Origin of the sequence: Micromonospora sp. NBRC 101691, assembly GCF_030269285.1 — a bacterium.
Lineage (GTDB): Bacteria > Actinomycetota > Actinomycetes > Mycobacteriales > Micromonosporaceae > Micromonospora > Micromonospora echinospora.
The window spans coordinates 195,474-210,461 of sequence record NZ_BSTB01000003.1 but is presented as its reverse complement, the minus strand read 5'-3'; the positions used below and the strand labels follow the sequence as shown (position 1 = coordinate 210,461).

The window sequence follows — 14,988 nt, the reverse complement described above, 5'->3', positions numbered from 1 at the left end:
ATCCCAAACCGGTCGACAGGGCAGGTCCGGGGCACGCCGACTGAGCAGGGGGTCAGTCGCAGGTGCTAGCGGGGGCGCGGCACGCTGGCTAGGCTTTGCTCGTTCGCCACCCGTGACCGGTACGCGCCGTCCAGCGTGGACTCAGGAGAGAGAGCCGGAGCGAATCGCCGTGCCGCCGCAGGAGGTGAACCGGGACGCCGTGGTGGCGACCGGGTCGTCCCGAGTGCCGCCTGGGCCGTCCCGCCCCGGGCGGCTCGGTCTCGCCGTCGCCGTGGCGGTCGTCCTCGTCGAGGCGTTCTGGCTCGCCGCCCGACTACCCGGCGCCGCACTCGTCGCCGACCTCGGCGCGATCGCCGTCGCCGGCTGGGCCGCGGTCGCCTGCGCCGGGGTGTCCCGCCGCCACCCGCCGTCGCTGCGTCGCTTCTGGACGCTGCTCGCGATCACCATGGCCCTCTCCGCCGTCTCCCGGGCACTCTGGGCGTTCGCGCGCCTCGGCAGCGGCGAGACCCCGCACACCCCGCTGGTCGGGCTGGTCTTCATCACCGGCATCGTCCTCGGCACCATCGGCATCCTGTCCAGCCCCACCGCGCCGCACAGCACCGTCGGCCGGGGCCGGGTGCTGCTCGACGGGGTGATCGTCGGGCTGTCCCTGGTGCCGATCGGCTGGGTGGTGGTCTTCCGTGACGTCGCCGCCGCCCAACTCGCCGAGCCGGACCACGCCCTCGCCCTGGTCTATCCGACCTTCGACCTGGTGCAGCTGACCATCCTGGCGGCGGTGACCGGATCGTCCCGCACCATGTGGTGCCCACTGACCGTGCTCGGCGGCAGCCTCGCCGTCCGGGCCGTCGCCGACGTCGGCTACGTCTGGCTGCTCGCGCACGGCAGCTACGCCCCCGGGCACCTGGTCGACCTGGGCTGGCCGCTGACCTGCCTGCTGGTGGGCGTGGCCACCCGCTACCCGCCGCCGGCCGAGAGCGTGGACGCGGACGAGACCATCGTCCCGCCGGCGCCGCCCTGGTGGCGGGCGGCCCTGCCGTACCTTCCGGTGGGCGGGGCGATCGTCGCGGTGCTGCTGGCCCGCCGGCCCACCGGGCAGACCCCGCCGCTGATCCTCGTCTGTGTGCTGGGCCTGCTGGCCGTTCTGGCCCTGCGGCAGGGCCTCGCCGCCAACGAGAACCTGCGACTGGTCGCCCAGCTCCGCCAGCTCGCCTACGCCGACCAGCTCACCGGCCTGCCGAACCGGCTGATGTTCACCCGCCGGTTGCGCCGGGCCATCCGGGAGGAGTCCCCGGTCTCCGTCCTGCTGCTCGACCTGGACGGCTTCAAGCAGGTCAACGACCGGTTCGGGCACGCCACCGGGGACGCGTTGCTGGTCAGCATCGCCGACCGGATGCGCGACGCGGTGGACGGCGACGGCACGGTGGCCCGCCTCGGCGGGGACGAGTTCGCCGTCCTGGTCGACGCCGACCGGCCGGTGTCCGCCGAACGGCTGGCCGAGCGGCTGCTCACCGCGCTGCGCCCGGCCGACGACGAGGAGGACGTCGGTACCCACCCGTCGGCCAGCATCGGCATCGCCGAGTACGGCCCCCAGCACGCCACCCACAGCGACCTGCTCCGCGACGCCGACATCGCGATGTACGCGGCGAAGGCGGCCGGCAAGTCCGCGTACCGGACCTGCACCCCGGCGCTGCGCGAGTCGGCGGTGAGCCGGGCCGAGTTGATCGCCGAACTGCGCCGGGCGGTCGACGAGGGACAGTTGGAACTGGAGTTCCAGCCCATCGTCGACCTGCGCAGCGGCGTCGTCCGCAGCGCCGAGGCGCTCGTACGCTGGCGGCACCCCCGGCTCGGGATGCTGTCGCCGGGCCGGTTCCTGCCGCTGGCCGAGGAGACCGGCCTGATCCTTCCCATCGACCGCTGGGTGATCCACGAGGCGTGCCGGGCCGCGGCCGTCTGGCGACGGGGAGCCCCGGACGCGACGGTCGCGGTCAACATCGCCGCGGCCCACCTGCGCCGCCCCGACCTGATCGCCACGGTCACCGGGGCGACCTCCGCCGCCGGGTTGGCCCCGCGCGCGTTGACCCTGGAACTGACCGAGTCGGCGCTGATCGAGGGGAGCGAGGCGGTGCTGGACCGGCTCCGTCAACTCCGTGAACTGGGCATCCGGATCGCCATCGACGACTTCGGCACCGGCTACTCGTCGCTGAGCTACCTGCACCGGATCCCGGCCACCGAGCTGAAGATCGACCGGTCGTTCGTGGCTCGGCTGGACGAGGACGCACGGGCGTACGCGACGGTCAACATGGTCAGCAGCCTCGCCGACGCGTTCGACCTGCGGGTGGTGGCCGAGGGCGTGGAGACCGACCGGCAGCACGACGCGGTCGCCGCGATCGGCTGCGCCCAGGGTCAGGGCTACCTCTACGGCCGGCCGGGCAGCCTCGCCGACCTGCGCTCGGCGTTCACCGGATCCTGATCCGCGAATCAGCTCGGGGGTTCCTCCGGCCGTCGTACCCGGTCTCGGCAGGGTCGAAGGTCCCGGTCAGGTCGGGGAGATTCGGCCCTGTCTCCCACCGTGCGGTCGGCGCGACCATGTATCAGTAATCGATATGTAGGCATCCGACAGCGGCACCGACCTGGGGAGAACGACATGAAGCGCCGGACCCTCGACATCCTGTTCAGCATCGGTGGCCTCGGACTGGCCGCCCTCCTGCTCGTCATCGGCATCGTGCTGACCACCAACGCCAACTTCGCCAACGACTACGTACGCGACCAGTTGAGTGAGCAGAACATCCGGTTCACCCCCGCCGAGAACCTCAGCGAGGAGGAGAAGAAGGCCGACTGCCTCGTCGAGAACGCCGGCAAGCTGATGACCACCGGCAAGCAGGCCGAGTGCTACGCCAACGAGTACATCGGGCTGCACCTGAAGGGCATCGCCGGTGGCCAGACGTACGCCTCGCTCGGCGGACCGGAGCGCGAGATCCAGGGCAAGGTCGAGGCGGCCCGGCAGGCCAACGACCCGGCCCTGCCCGAGCTGGAGAAGCAGCTCGCCCAGCTCCAGGGCCAGCGGGAGACCGTCTTCAAGGGCGAGACGCTGCGCGGCCTGCTGCTCACCTCGTACGGCTTCAGCGAGTTCGGCGTCAAGGCCCAGCAGGGCGCGCTGGCCATGTACCTCGGCGCCGGGCTGCTGTTCCTGCTCTCGATCGCCGGTTTCGTCCACGCGGCCCGGACCCCGAAGAACGAGACCTTCGCCGCCCCGGAGCGCGACCGCGCCACCGCCTGACCCGCTCCTGACCTGCCCGCCCCCGGACCCGCCAGCACGGCGGAGCCGGGGGTTTGGTGGTAGCAGGGGGTTGCGGTGGTAGCAGGGGTCCCCTGTTACCGCTTTTTGATGAGGAAGGGTCCCCTGCAAACACCTCAACCCCGCACCCCACCCACCCGACGGCGCGTTGAATCGGCTTGACCCTCACGTAACGGCAGGCGGGAGCGTCATCCCGGAGAAAGGAGGAACCATGACGCACACGGTGGGAGAGGTCGCCCGACTGGCCCGGGTGACCGTGCGGACGCTGCACCACTACGACGAGATCGGACTGCTCTCGCCCAGCGGGCGCACCCCGGCCGGGTACCGCCGCTACGACGACGCGGACCTGGAACGGCTCCAGCAGGTCCTCTTCTACCGTGAGCTGGGGTTCCCGCTGGAAGAGATCGCCACCATCCTCGACGACCCGGGGGCCGACCCGGCGGCGCACCTGCGGCGGCAGCACGACCTGCTGACGGTACGCATCAGGCGCCTGGAGGAGATGGTCACGGCGATCGAGTTCGCGATGGAGGCGAAGAAGATGAACATCCGACTCACGCCCGAGGAGCGGTTCGAGGTCTTCGGCGACTTCGACCCCGACGCGCACGCCCAGGAGGCGGAGCAGCGTTGGGGCGGCAGCGAGGCGTACCGGGAGTCGACCCGGCGCACCGCCGGCTACACCAGGGCCGACTGGCTGCGCATGAAGGAGGAGACGGAGGACTGGGGACGGCGGATCGTGGCCGTCATGGAGTCCGGTGCCCCGGCCGACAGCCCGGCGGCGATGGAGCTGGCCGAGGAACACCGGGCACACATCAGCCGCTGGTTCTACGAGTGCAGCTACGAGATCCAGACCGGGCTGGCCGACATGTACCTCGCCGACCCCCGGTTCACCGCCCACTACGAGGCGATCAGGCCGGGGTTGACCGCGTACCTGAGCGAGGCGATCCACGCCAACGCGATCACCCGGTCCTGACCGTACGGCTGCGCGGGGTGCCGCACCCCGACGGGTGCGGCACCCCGCCGACGATCCGGGCTGCTGTCGGTGGGCAGCGATAGCCTGGCGGCCGTACCGACCCGAGGAGAGGCCATGCTCATCATCGCCGGGACGCTGCACGTCGATCCCGCCGCGCGGGACGACTACCTGGCCGGGTGCCGGTCGGTGGTCGACGCGGCACGGGCGGCCGACGGTTGCCTCGACTTCGCGCTGACGGCCGATCTGCTCGACCCCAGCCGGATCAACGTCTACGAACGGTGGGTCTCCGACGAGCAGCTCCTCGCCTTCCGCGGCAGCGGGTCCAGCGACGAGCAGACCGTGGCGGTCCGGGACGCCTCAGTCCACAAATACCGCATCTCCGCTGTCGAGGCCCCCTGACCGGTCGGGCGACGTCACCGCGCGGTGGCGGCCAGCGGGGCACCCTTGAACACTTCGCGGCGGTGCCAGCTGACGTGCGCGACGGCCGGGCCGGTGCTGCCCGGGCGACGTGGTCGCACCTCGCGTCCGTGCAGCTCGTAGACCGCCCGGCCGGCTGGCGTCCGGGCGGTGAAGGTGTCCGACACCTCGATCCGCAGCGTCCGGTCCAGACCGACCACACCGAGGTCGAAGAGCTTGTGGTGCAGCACGCACAGGGCCAGCCCGTTGTCGAGCTCGTCCGGCCCGTCGTAGGCGAACCAGCGGACGTGTGCCGCGTCGAGGCCGGCCGAGGCGGAGCCGAGCTGGCCGTCGTACCCGCAGAAGGCGCACTGCCGGTCCCAGGCCGCCAGGACCGCGCTCCGCCAGCGCGGATTCCGCCGACGGCCACGTGTGGTGCTGGCCGCCGTGCCGGCGGCCAGCACCACGTCCGGGTCCAGCCCGGCGGCGAGCAGCACGTCCGGCGCGACAGTGGCCGGGAAGTGGCTCTCCACCAGGGTGCGGGCCACCGTGTGCAGCAACGCCGGGTCCCGGCGCAGCGCCGCCTCCAGCTCCGGCACCAGCCGGCCGCTCGGGTCGCGCTCGGCGAGCGGCGTGATCAGATCCATCGGTACGTCGTGGTCGAGCAGCCACACCCCGTCGGTCCGGAGCCGGGTGAACGGGTACGCGGCGCTCTGCGTCCGCCCGGTACGCGACGCCGGGCCGAACTCGGCGAGCAGGTCGCTCAACCGCTCGTGCGTGGTCGACCAGCTCAGCTCGCTCGACCCGTACTCGGCGAGCCGGGCGAGGGCCAGCAGCACCAGGAGGGGCTTATGCGGAGCCCGCCGGCCCCGGTGCTGGTGCAGCCGTAGCCCGGTGAGTCGGGTCAGCACCTCGTGCCTGATGTCACCGCTGCCCGCCATGCAGTGATCATGCCAGTCGTCCGGTGTGGACGGCCTACGCGGCGATGGCGCGGGCGGCGGCGTACACGTCGGCCGGGAGCGGATGGGCCAGCTCCCAGAGGATCCGCATCGGCCGGTCCCCGGTGTGCTCCCGGTACGTCATCGGCCCCGCGTACAGGTACGGCGGCGCGCCCAGGTCACCGTCGGCGACCCGGCTCTCCCGGAGGAAGAGGTGCACCGTCGAGCCCTGGGCGGCGTGGTGGACGTACCGCTGCCCGGTCGGTGAGGCGGTCGACGTGGTGCTCTGCGACTCCCACTGGAACAGCCGGTCGGTGACCGCCCGGTCGGCGTACATGGTGGTGGGGGAGTAGTGGCGTTCCGACTTCACCAGCGTGACGAAGAACAGGTCGGCCCGTTCCGCCGCCAGCCACTTCACCCCCTCCCGCAGCGACCCCGGGTTCGGCATGCCGAACGCCGCGCACGCCTCGTTGCGGCTGTACCGGGCGTGCACCCGCAACGGCACGCCGGACGACGGCGACGGCCCCGGGACCCGGTGGATCCGTTCCCGCAGCACCTCGACCACCTGGCACAGTTCCGCGCGGCGGGCCGGTTCCGCCCAGAGCCGGGCCAGCCGTTCCTCCCGCGAGGACAGCGGGACGTTCGGCCCCCACAGGTCGAAGTGCAGCATGTCCCACCGTCGTCCCGGCTCCGGGCGGTCGCCCGCCGCGACCCGGGCCAGCAGGTCCAGCCGGTCGACGTCGTCGAGGTGCAGCATCCGGCCGATCGCCCGGCCCAGCTCCCGGTCGTCCGGCCCCGGTGCCGACGTCTCGACGCCGGCGAGGCGACGCAGGCCGGTCCAGCCGCCGAGCGATCCCGACCGGTACACGTCCTCGACCTCCAGCCCGGTCTCCCGCAGGAATTCGGCCAGGCTGACGTCCCCGAGCTGCCGCAGCTCCGCGACCAGTCCCTTGCGGGAGGTGGGCAGGGCCGCCCGCAGGTTGTCGAGCACGATGTTCTTGGCGACCCGGTCGAGCTGGATGTGGCAGCCGCTGGGCAGCGTCGGGAAGTCCTGCTCGACGGCCTCCCGGACGGCCCGCCGGCTCACCCCGGTCAGCGCCCGCCACCGCAGGTCGAACCGGAAGTTGGCGTGCTGCCCGCCGATGAAGTCGAGCACCGTCAGGCAGGGCTTGTCGTCGTCCAGCCGCAGGCCACGGCCGAGCTGTTGGAGGAAGATCGTCGCGCTCTCGGTGGGCCGCAGCATCAGGACCGTGTCGACCATCGGCAGGTCGACACCCTCGTTGAACAGGTCGACGGTGAAGAGGACGCGCAGCTTGCCGGCCTTGAAGTCACGTAGCAGATCGTGTTGCGCTTCCCGGCCGACAGCGGAGGTCACCGCCGCCGACGGTACGCCGTGCCGGGTGAACCAGTCGGCCATGAACTCGGCGTGCCCGATGCTGACGCAGAACCCGAGCGCCCGCATCCGACCCACGTCGACGGCGTCCCGTACCGCCCGCAGCACCAGCCGCGCCCGCGCGTCGTTACCGGTGTAGACGCCGCTCAGATCGCCCAGGTCGTACCCCTGCCCGCGCTTCCACCGCAGGTGCGACAGGTCGACGTCGTCGTGCACCCCGAAGTACTGGAACGGGGCGAGCAGCTGCCGTTCCAGGGCCTCCCACAGGTGCAGCTCCACGGCCGTCCGCCCGTCGAACCACCGCCGCACGTCACCGCCGTCGGCCCGGTCCGGGGTCGCGGTCAGCCCGAGGAGGACGCGCGGTCGCAGCCGTTCCAGCAGTCGGGCGTACGTCGGCGCCTCCGCGTGGTGGAACTCGTCCACGATCACCATGTCGTACGCCCCGGGGGCGATGTCCCGCCGGTGCAGCGACTGGATCGAGGCGAAGACGTGCCGCCAGCCGCTCGGCTCCCGGCCGCCGACCAGCAGCTCACCGAAGCTGCCGTCGCCCATCACCTGGCGGAACGTGGCCAGGCTCTGCCGCAGGATCTGCTCCTGGTGGGCGACGAAGAGCAGCGAGTCGACCTGTCCGCTGCGGTGCAGGCGGCGGTAGTCCAACGCGGCCACCACCGTCTTGCCGGTGCCGGTCGCCATCACCACCAGGTTGCGGTGCCGGCCGTGTACCTGCCGCTCCGCGTCCAGCTCGGCCAGGATCTCCGCCTGATACGGGTACGGCCGCACGTCCAGGTTGGCGATCTGCGTGGCCGCCGGGTCGGGACGCTCGCCGCCCAGTGCCGCCCTGAGCCGGTCCGCGTCCGTCGCCGGGTGGTAGTCCTCGAACGCCGGGTCGTTCCAGTAGTCCTCGAACGTGGCGGTGAAAGTGTCGATGACGTGTGGTTGTTCGAGGTTGGAGATCCGGACGTTCCACTCCACCCCGTCGACCAGCGCCGTGCGCGACAGGTTCGACGAGCCCACGTACGCCGTGGTGGTGCCGTTGGCCCGGCGGAACAGCCACGCCTTGGCGTGCAGCCGGGTGGTCCGCGTCTCGTAGGAGACCTTGACCTCGGCACCCAACTCGGCCAGCCGGTCCAACGCCCGCTGGTCGGTGGCCCCCAGGTACGTCGTGGTGATCACCCGCAGCCGACCACCGCGCCCGATCAGCTCCCGGACGGCCGGCTCCACGATCCGCAGACCCTGCCACTTGATGAACGCGCAGAGCAGGTCGACGTGGTCGGCGGAGGCCGTCTCGTGGATGACCTCGTGCCCGATCCGGGGCTGGTGGCGGCCGTTGACCAGCAGCGCGCCGGTGGAGAGCGGGGTGGTGGGGCGTACCGGAAAGGCGGGCTGCGCGGGCGGGACGGGCGGGGCCGCGATGGCATGCAGCAGGTTCCTGGCGTCGGCCACCTGATCCTGGACGCCAGCCGCAGCCGGCGCGAGCGCGGCGATACCGGCGGCGATCTGATTGGCCACCTCGACCTGCCTGGCCAGCCGGCCGTCACCGCCGGGTACGGCGAGCAGCGCGCGACGGGCGAGGGTGGCGATGTGCCGGGCCAGGACGTCCGGAGCATCGGCCGGCTCCAGCTCACCGTGCGCAACCAAGGCCGGGTCGACCTGCCGCAGCCGATCGGCCAACTCATGGGTGATCAGGTGCTCGTAGATCCCCCGGGAGAAGTCTTCCATCGGCAGATCTTTGCAAGCTGGAGCTAGAACCGGCTGCCCGAGCTACCGCGTACCGGGAACGGCCGGCGCCGGGAACCAGGGCTCGTCACCGAGCGGGCCGAGGTAGAGGTACGAGGAGCCTACCGGCGCGAAGAAGTGCCGGGCCTCATTGATGTATACGCGACCGCCAGCGTATCCCTTCACCGTGGCGAGCCGACGAGCGAGGAGCCGAGCCGCTGACTGGCCGACCACATCCGACAAGCGGTACTCACGGCTACGCTGTCCGGAGATCACCTCGTATCTGAAGTCGGATGCGCCGGCGGTCAGAACATAGGGGATGCCAACGTGCGGGCCGAGCCACTGATCGCCGGGTGCCAGGTCGGGCGACGGAACCGGTCCGATCTCCTGACCGTCGAAGTCGAACTTGAGGAACTCGTCGTAACTCCCGGCGAACACACATCCGCCGTTCGGGTGGGGCACGAGCACGTCACCGTACTCGTTGATGTAGAACGCGCCCCCCGGCAGCCCGTTGACCTCCTCCTTCACGTGGTTGACCATGGCAACCAGTTTCTCGTGCCGGTCATTGGTGAGTAGCTGCTTCTCCCGCGAGCTCACCCGGTATACGAGTCGGACCTCCATGCCGCCCTGGCGACTGTGTACAACCGAGTATTTCGCGTCCTTGTTGACGTTCGAGGGTGCGAGACCGGGATAGATCAGCAAACGTTCCTCCTGCAGTAAATGCGGACCGCGCTCGAAGTCGCGGGATCGTTTGCCGCCGCCCTTCGCGATCGCTACGCGAGCCTAGTGCTCAATGGCTGGCAGTAGCATCCACTGTCGGAAAGGAGACAACAGTCCAATGTGGAGCATGCGGTGAGTCAACTTCCGTCGGCAGGCCAGGCAAAGCCGGCCGGTACGTAGGCAAGGTGTAGCTTTTGGCCCCCCTCGGTGTACCAGGCCTGTCCGTCCTTGCTGAGATGGAACCCGATCCCGCGATCGAACAGCTGTCGCCACGCGTTCAGCACGCGTCTGGCGTTCTCTGTCAGCTCGGGGGGTGCAGCGTCAAGGAGCGCGAACTCGACCGTGCCGTCCGCAGTTCGGCGTTCGATCACTCCGCCCTGCTTCTGCCGCAGCCGGTAGGTGCCGCCTGCCTTGTCGATTGATCCGGTGATCCGGGTGCCGGGCGCGAGCTTGCTGAGGTCGACCAGCGTGTCTTCGGCTCCTGTGTCCCCGTCGATGACATCTGCTTCGAATGGCTCCTCGAGTTGTCCGGCGACGTAGCATGCCGTCCCGCTCGGACTCTCGCCCCAAACCAGGACGAGCCGGTGTGTCGGTGTCACCCGGAATCGGCCGCCGGGACGTTGTCGTACGAGAGCCACCATGTCCGCCACATTCTGCGGGTTGCACATGGTCGTGCCAGAGCTGTTAGTGACGTTGCCGAGAGTGTCAATTGAGTACTCCTGGCCGACAATCACGCCGTGCCAGAGGACCGGTTCCGTTGGTGAACGCCTGCCTAGCCGCTCCCACTCCTGCTCCTCGGTTGGACGCGGAGTGGCAGGCGGGCCAGGCATACGCTCCGGTTCGCTATCCGGATTCGCAGGCCAACGCCAGTAACGGTTGGCGCCTTCGCCGGTCAGGTCCGCCCAATCCTCCTTGGCGTAGATCTGCTCGTCTACCGTGCCCGCAACGTAGATGAGATGCATGTCCGCGTGCTTGCGGGGAGCGCCCTCGTCGAACCGACGCCGTAGCACCCGGCCGAGAGCCTGGATACGCTGCCGGACGCTGGATGTGGAGGCGACCGATACGCCGACGTCCGCTTCTGGTACGTCGATTCCCTCTACCAGCGACTTGACGGATACCAACACCTGCGCTGTCCCGGTGCGGAAGCCTTGTAACGCGGCCGTACGAACTCGTGTGCTCAGCCTCGAGTGCTCGATCGCAATCCGGGTGTCGGGCATTTCTTGGGTCAGGTGCCGATAGAGTCCCACCGCCTCGTTGACCCGCTCGTGAAACAACAACACGCGCCTGGGCTCACCCGTCCCGAGGGCTTGGGTGAGGATCCGATGAGCGACTCTGCTGCGCTCCATCGCTCGGTAGAGCAGATCCTTCCGACGCGAGGTAGCTGCGATGTATCTTCGCGCGAGCTGGCCCGCCTCGCTCTGCTGCCGCTGGAGTTGCTGTGAGCGGCTGGTATCGATCCCGAGACACTGGAGTTCCTTCGCCAGATCATCGACCTGCCGGCTTATCTGATCGTACTGGCGTTGCTCATCGTCGGTGAGGTGTACGCCGTGATGGTGGATGTTGTAATCCGGAAGCCACCCAGCAATCCGTGCGTCGCGCAGACTGAACCGGTAGACGACGGATCCAAGTGCCTGCCCCACCAGCTGCTCGTCGTAGCGGAGTGGCTGGCCGTTGGCGTCGAACTCTTCCCGGTCTGGAGTTGCGGATAGTCCGAGCCGGTAGGCTGCAGCCGTATCAAGCACTTTGGCGAAGGTAGGGGCACCCGCCCGATGGCACTCATCGACGATTAACATGAGAGGTTGCGTGGCTGCCGCCAGTGATGGTAGTTGCTTGGCCGCCGTGTTCAGTACCGCGACGATGGCTCGGGTGGTGCCGAAGGCCGCAGATTCGCCCGCGCCGAGCAGGCCGATTTCCGATTTCTGAAGGTCGGTGAATCGCTCCAGCGCAGTTTGCCACTGGCGGGCCAGCGCCTCGGTGGGCACGACGATGGCGAGGTGCAGCCGCGGGTCCCGTTTGGCGGCGGCAGCTGCGCAGGAAAGTGCGATCAGTGTCTTGCCGCCGCCAGTGACGATCTCCAACGTGCCGCGATAGGGGCCGATCATGTCGCCGTCGACCCACTTCTGGACGGCTGTGGCCTGCCAGGCCGTCAGCGTAAAACCACGTGCGCCTATCACCTGGACTCCATCTTCGGGTCGTCGGACGCGTAAACAATGTCGTCGCGGATGAGCATCGCCAGCGTAGTGTGTGCGGGTGATATGGACTCCGGCGCCTGTCAGACGCTGGGATCGGTCGGGCGGGACGCATGCACTGTAGGTGCCGGTACGACGTAAGCCGACCCGGATCGATCACTCCGGTGCCAGAGTCATCGACGCTGGCTCGTGCCATCGCGGCGTCCTGGGTACTCTCCCGGGATGCCCGACCCCGGTAACGACAACCTGCTGTCCGGCTTCACCCCTGCCCTGCCGTACACGAGGGATGCCGTCGCCAGCGCGCCACAAGCCGCCGGTGTTCACGTGGTTCTCGAGGGCGGCGTGGTGATCTACGTGGGGTACACCCGCAACCTGCGGACGCGCCTCCGGCAACATCTGACCGGCAACCGCGAGTCGTCGGTGCTGCACGATCAGGTGGGCCAGGAACTCGACAAGCGGGGACCGGTGGCGACGTCTGCGGACATCGCCGACTGGCTCGGCCGGTGCGAGGTCCGCTGGCGGACGGACGAGAACCCTGAGGCCGCGAAGCACGCCCTGGTGCTGGCGTTTCAGCCGCGCTTCAACCGACAGGTGCCGAAGCTCCCCTGAGGACGTCGTACCCGGGGACGCCGTTCGGATCAGTTCTGACCGAAGTCGGGCAGGGTGAGTGAGCCGTCCGGGGCGAGCGTGAAACCGGGGTTGTGGGCGATCTCCCAGACGTGGCCGTCCGGGTCGGCGAAGCAGCCGGCGTACCCGCCGTAGAAGGTCTCCCGGGCCGGTTGGGTGATCGTCGCCCCGGCGTCGGCGGCCTCGGCGAGCACGCCGTCGACCTCCTCCCGGGTGCGGACGTTGTGCGCCAGCGTGATCCCGCCGAAGCCGTCGCCGCCCCGGTCGGTGATGCCGGCGTCCTCGGCGAGATTGTCGCGGCCCCAGAGCACGACGGCGAGCCCACCGGCCTGGAGGAAGACCGTCTCCTCGACCTCCTGACCGTGCCAGCCGAGCCGCTCGTAGAAGGCGCGGGCACGGGCCACGTCGGCGACGCCGAGGGTGATCAGGCTGATCCGCTGTTCCACTCCCGCACCGTACCGCCGACTGCCCGATACGTGGTTGTGCGGCAGATTCTCATGACACGCGGATGAGAACCGACGTTGGGAAGAGGTAGCTCCCATAGCATCCATGCTATGTCCTGGGGTACGGTAGAACTCGAACCAGAAGTCCGAGAGTGGTTGGAGGGGCTGGCGACCCGGTGCTTTGCGAGGGCGGCGTTCTATATCGACCTTCTCGCCGAACACGGTGTGTCGTTGGGCGAGCCGTACACGAAGCAGCTTGACGGGAAGCTGCGTGAGCTGCGGTTCTATCTCGAACGCGATGCCGTTCGGGTGACGTACTGGATCGCCTCGGATCGGAGGATCGTCCTGCTGACGGTGTTCGGCAAGAGCCGCATGCGGGAGACGCGGGAAATCGAGCGTGCCCGTCGTGCCCTTGCCCGATGTTTGGCGGAACGGCACAGCGTGAGCGAGGAGGCGGAGGCATGAGCAACCGTGCTGGCTGGCAGGAGGTACGCGACCGTCGAATGGCCGAACCGGGAGCAGTCGAGGCGTACGAGGCGGCCCGCCTCGCCTACGAGCTCGGCCAGTCCGTGCGACAGCTGCGGGAACGCAACGGCTGGAGTCAGGCCCAACTCGCCTCGGCTGCCGGCATGACACAGTCCGCCGTCGCCCGCTTCGAGGCCGGTGGCACGGTGCCCACGCTGCCCGTGCTGGAACGCCTGGCACGAGCGCTCAGCATGAAGCTCCAGGTCAGCTTCGCCCCCGACTCCGAAGCTGCGTGACGACGCCACGGCCGAAAAACACCTGATCGCTTGGTGGGGAAGATCGGGTGGAAGAGGAGCGGGGCCACTCGTATCGTGGGCAGGTTCCGAGAGACGAGCGGGGGTGCGGTCGATGCGGACTGCTCTGGATCTGCCGCCGGGGGTCGAGGCGGAGCGGGTGATCACCGCCGTGCTGGCGGATCTGCGCTCGGGCGACCACCGGGGCGTGGTGGTCGACTCGCCGCCCGGGGCCGGCAAGTCCACCCTCGTCGTCCGCGCCGCCGTCGAGCTGGCCGAGGCCGGCGAACCGCTGATCATCATCGCGCAGACCAACGAGCAGGTCGACGACCTGATCGACCGCCTCGCCCGCAAGGCGCCCGAACTGCCGATCGGCCGGCTGTCGGCCGCCGACTACCGGCCGACCGAGCGGATCAGGGCCCACGAGACGGTCCGGGTCGCCGCGAAGGTCGCCGACCTCGGTGGTCCGGCCGTCATCGTCGGTACGGCCGCCAAGTGGGCCACCGTCACCGACGGCTCCTGGCCCTGGGCGATCGTCGACGAGGCGTACCAGATGCGGTCGGACGCCCTGCTGCGCGTGGCCGGCAGGTTCGAGCGGGCCCTGTTCGTGGGGGATCCCGGGCAGCTCGACCCGTTCTCGACCGTCGAGACCGCCCGCTGGACCGGGCTGACCTGGGATCCGATGCAGTCCGCGGTGGCGGTGCTGCTGCGGCACAACCCGGATCTGCCGGTGCACCGGCTGCCGGTGTCGTGGCGGCTGCCCGCCTCGGCGGCCCCGGTGGTCGCGGCGGCGTTCTATCCGTTCACCGGGTTCCGGGCCGGGACCGGGCCGGACGACCGGGTGCTGACGTTCACCGAGGCCGGGCCGGGAGACACGCTCGACGCGACGGTGGAACTGGCCGCGTCGTCGGGCTGGGCGCTGCACGAGCTGCCCGCCCGGCACACCCTGCGCACCGACGGTGAGGCGGCAGCCGCGTGTGCCGCGCTGGCGCTGCGGGTGCTGCAACGCGGCGCGGTGGCGTACGCGTCGGGGGAGACGTCGCCGGTCGACGCGTCCCGGATCGCCGTCGGGGCCGCGCACCGCGACCAGGTCGCGGCGATCCGCGCGCGACTGGGCGAGGCCGGGGCGGGCATCACCGTCGACACCGCCAACCGGCTCCAGGGCCGTGAGTACGACGTGACGATCGTGCTGCACCCACTCTCCGGACGGCGGGACGCGACCGCGTTCCACCTGGAGTCGGGGCGGCTCTGCGTGCTGACGTCCCGGCACCGGCACGCCTGCATCGTGGTGGCCCGCGCCGGGATCGCCGACCTGCTGGACGCCCACCCGTCGAGCGAGCCGGTCCACCTCAACGTCCCGATCAAGTTTCCGGACGGCTGGGAGGCCAACCACGCGATGCTCGCCGTACTCTCCCGGTCAGCCGCCAGGTGAACCCTCGCTTGACGGGGAGCTTGCCGGCCGTCCGTTACCGCACGGCGTTGTGGCAGCTCAGATATACGACACGCCGAGCCGATTACACCTCAGGCAGCCACGAAGCCTCGG

General features: G+C 70.0%; 13 protein-coding genes. 8 read left to right on the top strand and 5 right to left on the bottom strand.

The window, feature by feature from the left end; genetic code table 11:
• Positions 1-169: 169 nt before the first annotated feature.
• The 4 genes from QSK20_RS07685 (at position 170) to QSK20_RS07670 (ending at position 4,664) form a co-directional block, all read left to right on the top strand.
• A complete protein-coding gene (locus tag QSK20_RS07685; protein WP_285787873.1) occupies positions 170-2,470 on the top strand; it encodes a putative bifunctional diguanylate cyclase/phosphodiesterase in 2,301 nt (766 codons plus the stop codon).
• A gap of 174 nt (positions 2,471-2,644) precedes the next feature.
• The gene (locus tag QSK20_RS07680; protein ID WP_285787872.1) at positions 2,645-3,277 is read left to right on the top strand and encodes a hypothetical protein; all 633 of its coding nucleotides are present in this window, start codon (positions 2,645-2,647) and stop codon (positions 3,275-3,277) included.
• A gap of 229 nt (positions 3,278-3,506) precedes the next feature.
• Positions 3,507-4,265, top strand: coding sequence for a MerR family transcriptional regulator (locus tag QSK20_RS07675; protein WP_285787871.1), 759 nt, complete (start codon positions 3,507-3,509; stop codon positions 4,263-4,265).
• Positions 4,266-4,379: 114 nt separating this feature from the next.
• Positions 4,380-4,664 (top strand): putative quinol monooxygenase, encoded by a 285-nt coding sequence (locus tag QSK20_RS07670; RefSeq protein WP_285787870.1) that lies wholly within the window; start codon positions 4,380-4,382, stop codon positions 4,662-4,664.
• A gap of 14 nt (positions 4,665-4,678) precedes the next feature.
• On the opposite strand, the gene QSK20_RS07665 is transcribed toward QSK20_RS07670, so the two are convergent.
• The 4 genes from QSK20_RS07665 to QSK20_RS07650 all read right to left on the bottom strand — a co-directional run bounded on the left by QSK20_RS07665 (position 4,679) and on the right by QSK20_RS07650 (position 11,602).
• Positions 4,679-5,602: a phosphorothioated DNA-binding restriction endonuclease gene (locus QSK20_RS07665; protein WP_285787869.1), complete on the bottom strand. Its 924-nt coding sequence runs from the start codon at positions 5,600-5,602 to the stop codon at positions 4,679-4,681.
• Positions 5,603-5,636: 34 nt separating this feature from the next.
• Positions 5,637-8,711, bottom strand: coding sequence for a DEAD/DEAH box helicase (locus QSK20_RS07660; protein WP_285787868.1), 3,075 nt, complete (start codon positions 8,709-8,711; stop codon positions 5,637-5,639).
• Positions 8,712-8,753: 42 nt separating this feature from the next.
• Entirely contained in the window at positions 8,754-9,410 is a 657-nt protein-coding gene (locus QSK20_RS07655) for a hypothetical protein (protein WP_285787867.1), read from the bottom strand.
• Between the two features lie 155 nt (positions 9,411-9,565).
• A complete protein-coding gene (locus QSK20_RS07650) occupies positions 9,566-11,602 on the bottom strand; it encodes a DEAD/DEAH box helicase (protein ID WP_285787866.1) in 2,037 nt (678 codons plus the stop codon).
• A gap of 237 nt (positions 11,603-11,839) precedes the next feature.
• On the opposite strand from QSK20_RS07650, the gene QSK20_RS07645 reads away from it, so the two are divergent.
• Positions 11,840-12,226 carry a GIY-YIG nuclease family protein gene (locus QSK20_RS07645; RefSeq protein ID WP_285787865.1) on the top strand — a complete coding sequence of 129 codons (387 nt, stop codon included), beginning with the start codon at positions 11,840-11,842 and terminating at the stop codon, positions 12,224-12,226.
• Positions 12,227-12,255: 29 nt separating this feature from the next.
• Here the strand turns inward: QSK20_RS07645 and QSK20_RS07640 are convergent, their stop codons facing one another.
• Positions 12,256-12,690, bottom strand: coding sequence for a VOC family protein (locus tag QSK20_RS07640; RefSeq protein WP_285787864.1), 435 nt, complete (start codon positions 12,688-12,690; stop codon positions 12,256-12,258).
• Positions 12,691-12,798: 108 nt separating this feature from the next.
• Between QSK20_RS07640 and QSK20_RS07635 the strand changes: the two genes are divergently transcribed.
• From QSK20_RS07635 to QSK20_RS07625, 3 genes are all read left to right on the top strand, one after another.
• On the top strand, positions 12,799-13,152 hold the full coding sequence (locus QSK20_RS07635) for a type II toxin-antitoxin system RelE/ParE family toxin (protein WP_285787863.1): 354 nt from the start codon (positions 12,799-12,801) through the stop codon (positions 13,150-13,152).
• Positions 13,149-13,448: a helix-turn-helix domain-containing protein gene (locus tag QSK20_RS07630; RefSeq protein ID WP_285787862.1), complete on the top strand. Its 300-nt coding sequence runs from the start codon at positions 13,149-13,151 to the stop codon at positions 13,446-13,448. The genes QSK20_RS07635 and QSK20_RS07630 overlap by 4 nt, the downstream gene beginning before the upstream one ends.
• A gap of 112 nt (positions 13,449-13,560) precedes the next feature.
• Positions 13,561-14,877 (top strand): AAA domain-containing protein, encoded by a 1,317-nt coding sequence (locus QSK20_RS07625; protein ID WP_285787861.1) that lies wholly within the window; start codon positions 13,561-13,563, stop codon positions 14,875-14,877.
• Positions 14,878-14,988: the final 111 nt, after the last annotated feature.